The organism is Stappia sp., assembly GCF_048261845.1.
Lineage (GTDB): Bacteria > Pseudomonadota > Alphaproteobacteria > Rhizobiales > Stappiaceae > Stappia.
Genome location: NZ_JBLXFR010000110.1, coordinates 1 through 7,309, shown reverse-complemented (window position 1 = coordinate 7,309; position 7,309 = coordinate 1). Strand labels below are relative to the sequence as shown.

The following is a 7,309-nucleotide window of genomic DNA, read 5'->3' as shown; positions in this document are numbered from 1 at the left end:
GGCGGCAGAAGACCTTGGACGTGACCATCCCATATCGCGGCTCCAAGGGGGCGATTCACCTGCTCGTCGATAGCACCGGCATCAAGGTGGAAGGTGAAGGCGAGTGGCACGCGCGCAAGCATGGCGGCTCCAAGCGGCGCGTAAGGCGCAAGATCCACCTCGGAATTGATGAGGAAACGCTGGAGATCCGGGCGGTCGAGGTCACCTCAAGCAATGTCGGCGACGCCCCGATGCTGCCGAACCTTCTCGCCCAGATCTCGGCGAACGAGGACATCGCCACTGTCACGGCTGACGGTGCCTACGACACCCGCGCCTGCCACGATGCCATTGCGGCCCGTGGTGCAGCAGCGATCATTCCACCCCGTCGAAACGCCCGGCCTTGGAAGCCGGACACGGCAGGAGCTCGCGCACGCAACGAGATCCTGCGAGCATCGAAGCACCTGGGCCGGGCCCTCTGGCGGAACTGGAGCGGGTACCACCGGCGCAGCAGGGTCGAGACAAAAATGAACTGCGTGACGCTGCTCGGCCAGCGGCTGATGTCCCGGGAATTCGACCGTCAGGTGGCGGAGGTCCAGATCCGGGTGGCGGTCCTCAACTGCTTCACGGCACTCGGCATCCCGATGATCGTGGCCGCAGGATAGGTGTGCCCGGGGAAAGGGGGATTGCGCTCGCCAGCTGATTTATCCAACAGCGCCTCGTCGGGGGCGACGTTCCGCCCGGTCGGTTCCTGCCCGTGGGCGAGACCGATTGCGAATCGTGCGTTTTGCCTCCTTCTGGACCAGCTCGAGGTCCCCAGGCGCGCCGCCGAAGGGGCCACGCCGCCGTTGGCCGAGAGGCTCGGTCTCGTGGCGGGTTTCGCGGCCGAGCTGCGCCGCCTCGGGCCGGCCAACTTCCTCTATGCCGATGGCGATCACTTCGCCCATGCCCACCCGCGCCGGACGGAGCCGGCATGACGCTCACCGGCGCGGCACAGGAGGTCTGCCTGCTCGCCAGCGTGCCGCGGAGCGACGAGCCTTGGCAGCCGTTGGACGAGGGCGAAGTGATCGCCGTGGTCCAGGGCAAGATCGCGGCGCGGCATCCGCGGGTCTGATCCGGGCGCGCACGTCTATCCTTTCGGGATCGGTGCGCCGAGCGGTTCCGGAATACGGACGCCCAAAAAGGTCGAGGGTAGAAAAAGGTATCGGCCGCCGCAGAAGGTCCTGGCCTTGCCGCCCGACTGTAACCGCTCCAGCTGCCGAGATCATCTGTGGACGGAAAACTCAGGCGTTCAGTCCCGACCGCCTGATCATGAGACTTCCGACCACAATGCTCGCACCAACCGCGAGTAGGATAGGGCCGGCGAATTCCTCCGCAACAATGCCCGACGCCGAGGAAACCGATAGCAGCATCAGGCTGAATTCTCCTCCGTGGGCCAGGATGATTCCGGTGCGCAATGAGGTCTGAAACGACTCGCCGAATAGTCGGGCGACGACCATAACAATCAGCGTCTTGCCCACGAGAAGAATGACAAGCCAGATCAGCACGACAGGCCATGCAGAAGGAATGATCCAAAGTGGCAATTGTGTTCCGATGCCGATAAAGAAAATCCCGACAAACAAATCGCGGAAGGGTCTAATCTCGTTCTCGACCGCATGGCGCGCGTCGCCCTCGCCGATAATCATGCCGGCCGCAAATGCGGCGAGTGCCGGAGAAAGGCCGGCGGTGGCCGCGACAATCGCAGAGCCTAGTGCAATGGTAAGCGCGAGGAGTTGGGCAAGTTCCGGATCGCCACGCGACGCTACCCAACGGGCAAGTATCTGCACCGGGCCACGGGCAATGAACAGAGCTGCAACCATTGCCGTTGCACCGGCGGCGACCGTTATCACGGCATACCCTTCGGCGGCCCCGCTCATTGCATCGTGAAGAAGCAGAAATGCGACGGCTGCCAAATCCTGAAACAGAAGCACTGCAATGGCGAGGCGCCCTTGGGCCGATCCTAGAGCGTTCACGCTTGCGAGCACCTTGAGGCACATGGCCGTGGACGACATGGCAACGGCCCCGCCGACAAGGATCGCGGCGACGGGCGCGAGGCCGAATGCCAGACTTCCCACGACCGCAGCGAGTATTGTCGTGATCGCGACCTGCGCGCCGCCGACACCGAAAACGTGATGCCTGAGCGTCACAAGCTTCTCGAACGAGAATTCGAGGCCGAGCGCGAACAGCAAGAGTATCACGCCAATCTCGCCGATGTTGGTGAGGGCGGTGCTCTGAGCAAGCAGGCCGAAACCGGCCGGCCCAATCAACAGACCGGTCAGGATGTATCCCACGATGCTGGGCACGCCGACCCGTGAGCACGTCGTGACGAACACGAATGCCACACCGACCAGCAGGGCCGCACTTTCGAGAAATCCGGTCACGCTGTGCATTTGACTTATCCAAATCGCATGGCGCAGGGAAGGCCAGGAGCCAAAATCATCAGAGCCACGATTGCGCCCATTGCGCAATCTGGGCGGCAGACATCGCGCCGCTGTGGCGCGCGATTTCCTTGCCGCCTTTGAAGAGGATAATGGTGGGAATGCCGCGGAGCTCGTAGCGGCCGGCGATCTGCTGTTCGGCTTCCGTATCGAGCTTGCCCAGGCGGACACGGGGTTCGAGCGAGCGCGCCGCCGCTTCGAATTGGGGCGCCATCATCTTGCATGGCCCGCACCACTCGGCCAGAAATCGACGAGGATTGCGCGGCGAGACCGACAAGACCCCAGTCCTCCAGAACATGGGCATGAAGCTGATACTGGTGTGTGGCGCTGATCTCCATCCTGAGCGCTTTGTTCAGGTTCTCAATTGTCTTGGTGTTAGACATTTCGTCTCTCCTCGGTTGGGGTGTGGCAAAGTCTCAACTCTTAAGGCGGGGCGTCACGTCTTGCGCCGCCCCGCCGCGACGGTCACGCCCGTCCAGGCCGGCGGATCAGAAGCGGGGAAGGATTCGAGATCGGCCTCAAGCACCGGATCGAGCGGGCGATCATCGGTCCCGGACAGATCCCGCGGGCCATCTTGATCGACCGTCCTTCGCAGGCGGTGGTCCGAATGCCCCTGACCCGTCCCGGAGGAGACCCGAAAGGCCCCCGGCGCATCGGCCCCCTTGTAGAGTCGGTGCCTTTCCTGCCCCCGCCAGGGGTTGGGCGCGGTGCGGTGCGGGGCGTCCTCGCGCACGACATAATGCCAGTCCTGCCGCTCTGCGAAGTCCACGGCGCTATCGCGGTCGGGGAATTTCAGCCGGATCGGGCGATAGGGATCGTCGCTGGAGGGTCCCATCAGCGGGTCGATCTGCGGCGGCCGGGACGGCTCGAACTCCAGGACCCAGTAGTTGGGCCGAGGCGCTGATGTCATCGCGGAACGGGCAGGACGGTAGATGATTGCCGTTGGCACGTCCCAGGATGGCAGATCGGTTCCGGGAATTTTCGGCGGGAATGGTGGACGATTATGGCCGCGCATATCAGTTCTCCCGGGTGTCGGTGGATACGAGAAGGTGACGTTCGAGATCGTCGAGTTTTTCCATTCGCCTCGAATTCAGGCGAACGGCGCGTTCGGTGTTCTGCGAAGGAAAGGCAGCAGCGTGAAGGACGTCCGACCGCATCGCTATCGTGAGATCGGCGACGGCATTCATCACGCCCTCTCCGTCCCCGTCCGAGAGCGTGCCGTCAGCAAAACCGGACTGCAAGCTCTCCAGTACCTGCTCGAAGCTGGACACGACCCCTGCACTCGCGACCACAGCCAGCTTGTGGCTGAGAACACGCAGTTCATCGATCAGCTTCGCATCGTGCCTTGCGGTTTCCACGATCTCTGCGACCTTCTCGATACAGGCCATGTAAATGTCGCATTGCTGCTGGAGGATGATGACCCTTCCTTCCTTGCGAAGCTCGAGATCGGTCTGGCGATTGAGAAGCGCCGCGGTCAGAATGATCGTCACGACAGCGCCGAGGAAGATGAGCGTCATCTCCTGCGCGAAAGGCAGTATGTCTTCGGCAAGATACATCGAACGAAAAACGAAAAGGATTCCGATGCCCAAGGCAGCGGCAGCACCAGCAAATGCCAAGTCAGGCAGGCGGTTCGACATCAGCACCTCGCATTTTCGGTGTCAGGTGGCATGCACGGCTTTGCATCCGCGTCCGGCGCCTCTGCGTCCCGGTGCCGCAGGAAGATTGGCGTCGGACCGCTGCCGAACGGATTGAAGCCGGTGCTCCGGCAACGGTCGAAGATCGTTTCGTCCCATCGGGTGAAATCGTGCTCCTCGCCGGCAAGTCGCCCGTCATGCACCACAGGGCACCTCACGCCTTTGCCGATGGGGGAGCGTCATCGAAGGCCGCACCGTCCGAACGATCCGCCTTGCGAAGCCGTAACCCGAGGAGGATCATCATCACCCCGAAGAACGCGGCGTAGAAGCCGATCAGCCAGCCGAGCGCGAGGAAGCTTTCGACCGGGCGCGTCAGCAGCATCCAGGTCACGACGACACCAAGAACGACCGAGAGAAGGCCGCTTAGGATCAGCCAGATTTCGCCGTCGATTTCCTTTCGCAGGCGGATCGCTGCCGCGATCTCGAGGGCACCCGAGAACACGGACCAGAAGGCGATGATGGCCCAGAGGAATGTCGCAAGCACAAGCGTCGCGACAAAAGGCGAGACAACCACGACGACGCCCGTGGCGATGCCCAGAATGCCGCTGAACATCAGCCAGCCCCAGCGTTCGCCCTTGCGGATGTTACGTATCGCGGCGACGAGGCCGAACACGCCGTCGGCAAAGGCGAACGCGCCGAAGACCAGCGTGAGCGCCAGAGGCGATTCCGCAGGCATGACGAAGGCTAGCACTGCGATGATCAATGCGAGCACGCCGCGTAACACGAATGTCCACCAATTCCGGGACAGGCTGCACAGCATGTCCTGCATCTTGTCGGTCGGGTTTTCAGAGGCTGTGGTCATTGGTCGATCACCTATTCAGTTCCATGTAAGGTATCGGAGCCGGCCTCCTCGCCGGTTAGGGCGGCGGCCAAGCGGCGGCGATCCTCGATCGGCTGAGGCAGACGCTGCGTGTGAGCGATTTCCCGTTGGACGGGCGCGCGGCCTGATGGTTCTCTGACCAACCCGGCTTCGGCAAGCCTCGCGCGTAGTGTCGCGCCCGCATTTTCTGCAATCTCCGCGACCTCTGTCTCGGTCAGGCCGAAAAGGTCTGCCGTCTCCGCGATCGTAGCGTTGTCGAGGTGGAGCCGATAGAGAACGCGGCGTTCGACCGACGGAAGATCGGCGATTGCCCGGTGCAGCACCATGGCGATCTTATGCCGATCCGCTTGGCTCTCGGGGTCTGTGCCGCCGTCGTCGGCGATGAGGTCCTCCAGCATCAGCACTTCGTCGGGCTGGTAGAACTCGAACATCGCCTGATCCGCCTCTGTCGGATCCTCCGCCGGGGCCTCGGGTTCCGCCTCGATGGAGGCGGCATCCTCAGGCACGGCGCGGCGGGAGGCGCGGGATTCTTCCTCGATGGTCTGAAAAGCCAGCCGTTTCAGCCAGTCGCCGACGGAAAACTCCGAAGGCCGATCCTCGAAGCGGGCCAGCCCCTTGAGGATCGTCGCATCGACGATATCGCGAACGCTCAGGTAGCCAGCCGGCACAGGCCCGCTACACTCGAGATAGGTCAACTCGCGCCTGACGGTATCGTAGACCGTATCGAGATGATCCTCGATCAGGTCAAAGAAGAGCTGGCGCCGGTCCGCTTCCGCCGCATCCCGCGCGGGCGGCAGCGGGGCGCCGATCCGGCGCCGGCGGGCGGGGCGCTTGTATTCAGGCTCGTGCTTGAGGCGCGCCACATGCCGATCGACCTGGTGGCGCAGGTCGGCAAAGGTCTTGCGCAGGACAGGCTCGATCTCGAATCCCTCTTCCCGCGCCACGATCACGCCCGACGGCAGTTGCAGGCGCAGGCTGACTTTGATGCGCTTCTTGCCCCTCGCCTGCGAGGCAACGACTTCGAGCCGGACCAGATCCTCGCGAAAGCGCGCAAGGTGCGGTTCAAGTTGCCGCACCTCTTCCTCGATGACCTCAGGCGCGCGCTGTTGGCCGTGCCGGTCGAGATTGCGGAATGATCTAATGACGTTCATGCCGTGGACCTTCCTATAACTCTCCGAAGAGATGGTCCGGCGCGACCGATATCGCGCCGGGCCAGTCTTTTGCGCTGTCACTCGGCGGACTTGTCGTCCTTGGACTGGACCTCATCCCCAACGCTGGGCTTCGGAACGTCCGTCTTGTTTTCGGAAACTTCGCTGGACTCGCCGATCCCGGCTTGGGCCGGATCGTCCGGGCTGTCGTCACCGGTGTCCTTTACGATCTTTTCGAACACGACCCTCTGTTCGTCCTCCGACCAGGCGACGCGGACCTTGTCACCATCCTCGATCCGCCCGGAGAGCATCTCGCGGGCCAACTCGGTCTCCAGCTCCGACCGGATCAGCCGGCGCAGCTCGCGGGCACCGAATTCGGGGCGGAAGCCGACGGCGCCAAAATGATCGAGCACGCTGGTGTCGAATTCGAGCTCGATGCCCTGTGTCGCCGCGGTGCGTTTCACCCGGTTCAACTGCAATTCGACGATCTGGCGGATCTCCGACTGGTTCAGCGAATGGAAGACGATGATCTCGTCGATCCGGTTGATGAATTCCGGCCGGAAGTGGCCGCGCAGCACGTCCATCAGCTCGGACTTCTGCTTTGCCTCGTCGAACTCCTTCGTGCCGCGTTTCTTGAGGTTGCGCTGTATGATGTCCGAACCGAGGTTCGAGGTGGCGATGATGATCGTGTTGGTGAAGTCCACCACGCGGCCCTTGCCGTCGGTCAGACGCCCGTCGTCGAACACCTGAAGCAGGATGTTGTAGACGTCCGGGTGCGCCTTCTCGATCTCGTCGAGCAGCACCACCGAATAGGGCCGGCGGCGGACCTTTTCGGTCAGCTGCCCCCCTTCATCATAGCCGACATAGCCCGGAGGCGCGCCGACCAGCCGTGCCACGGCGTGACGCTCGCCATATTCCGACATGTCGATCCTGAGTAGCGCATCCTGATCGCCGAAGATCACCTCGGCCAGCGTCTTGGCCAGTTCCGTCTTGCCGACGCCGGTCGGCCCGAGGAAGAGGAAGGTCGCAGTCGGACCGGAGCCTTCGCGCAGACCCGCGCGCGCGAGACGTACCGCATCGGCCACGGCGTGGATGGCTTCTTCCTGGCCGATGACGCGCTCGTGCAGCTTGTCTTCGAGCTTGAGAAGCTTGTCCTTCTCCTCGGTGGTCAGTTCAGTGACCGGAACCCCGGTG

At 63.1% G+C, this 7,309-nt stretch carries 10 protein-coding genes; 3 read left to right on the top strand and 7 right to left on the bottom strand.

What is annotated here, in order from left to right; genetic code table 11:
* The 3 genes from ACN0T5_RS21180 to ACN0T5_RS21170 form a co-directional block, all read left to right on the top strand.
* A partial coding sequence (locus ACN0T5_RS21180; RefSeq protein ID WP_417770586.1) for an IS5 family transposase occupies positions 1-641 on the top strand: 641 nt, incomplete at its 5' end.
* A gap of 183 nt (positions 642-824) precedes the next feature.
* Positions 825-953 (top strand): hypothetical protein, encoded by a 129-nt coding sequence (locus tag ACN0T5_RS21175; RefSeq protein ID WP_417770585.1) that lies wholly within the window; start codon positions 825-827, stop codon positions 951-953.
* A complete protein-coding gene (locus ACN0T5_RS21170) occupies positions 950-1,090 on the top strand; it encodes a hypothetical protein (RefSeq protein ID WP_164194022.1) in 141 nt (46 codons plus the stop codon). The genes ACN0T5_RS21175 and ACN0T5_RS21170 overlap by 4 nt, the downstream gene beginning before the upstream one ends.
* Before the next feature lie 169 nt (positions 1,091-1,259).
* Here the strand turns inward: ACN0T5_RS21170 and ACN0T5_RS21165 are convergent, their stop codons facing one another.
* From ACN0T5_RS21165 to ACN0T5_RS21135, 7 genes are all read right to left on the bottom strand, one after another.
* On the bottom strand, positions 1,260-2,405 hold the full coding sequence (locus ACN0T5_RS21165; RefSeq protein ID WP_164194025.1) for a cation:proton antiporter: 1,146 nt from the start codon (positions 2,403-2,405) through the stop codon (positions 1,260-1,262).
* 49 nt (positions 2,406-2,454) lie between these two features.
* Positions 2,455-2,730 carry a thioredoxin family protein gene (locus tag ACN0T5_RS21160; RefSeq protein ID WP_235958054.1) on the bottom strand — a complete coding sequence of 92 codons (276 nt, stop codon included), beginning with the start codon at positions 2,728-2,730 and terminating at the stop codon, positions 2,455-2,457.
* Between the two features lie 159 nt (positions 2,731-2,889).
* A complete protein-coding gene (locus ACN0T5_RS21155; RefSeq protein WP_164194027.1) occupies positions 2,890-3,468 on the bottom strand; it encodes an NADH dehydrogenase ubiquinone Fe-S protein 4 in 579 nt (192 codons plus the stop codon).
* Position 3,469: 1 nt separating this feature from the next.
* Positions 3,470-4,090 (bottom strand): hypothetical protein, encoded by a 621-nt coding sequence (locus tag ACN0T5_RS21150; protein WP_078530852.1) that lies wholly within the window; start codon positions 4,088-4,090, stop codon positions 3,470-3,472.
* Positions 4,091-4,301: 211 nt separating this feature from the next.
* A complete protein-coding gene (locus ACN0T5_RS21145; protein ID WP_417770584.1) occupies positions 4,302-4,949 on the bottom strand; it encodes an HdeD family acid-resistance protein in 648 nt (215 codons plus the stop codon).
* Between the two features lie 11 nt (positions 4,950-4,960).
* Positions 4,961-6,118, bottom strand: coding sequence for a sigma-70 family RNA polymerase sigma factor (locus ACN0T5_RS21140; protein ID WP_164194035.1), 1,158 nt, complete (start codon positions 6,116-6,118; stop codon positions 4,961-4,963).
* A 77-nt stretch (positions 6,119-6,195) separates the two neighbouring features.
* Positions 6,196-7,309 (bottom strand): AAA family ATPase (locus ACN0T5_RS21135; RefSeq protein ID WP_417770583.1); only part of this gene is annotated, 1,114 nt, incomplete at its 5' end.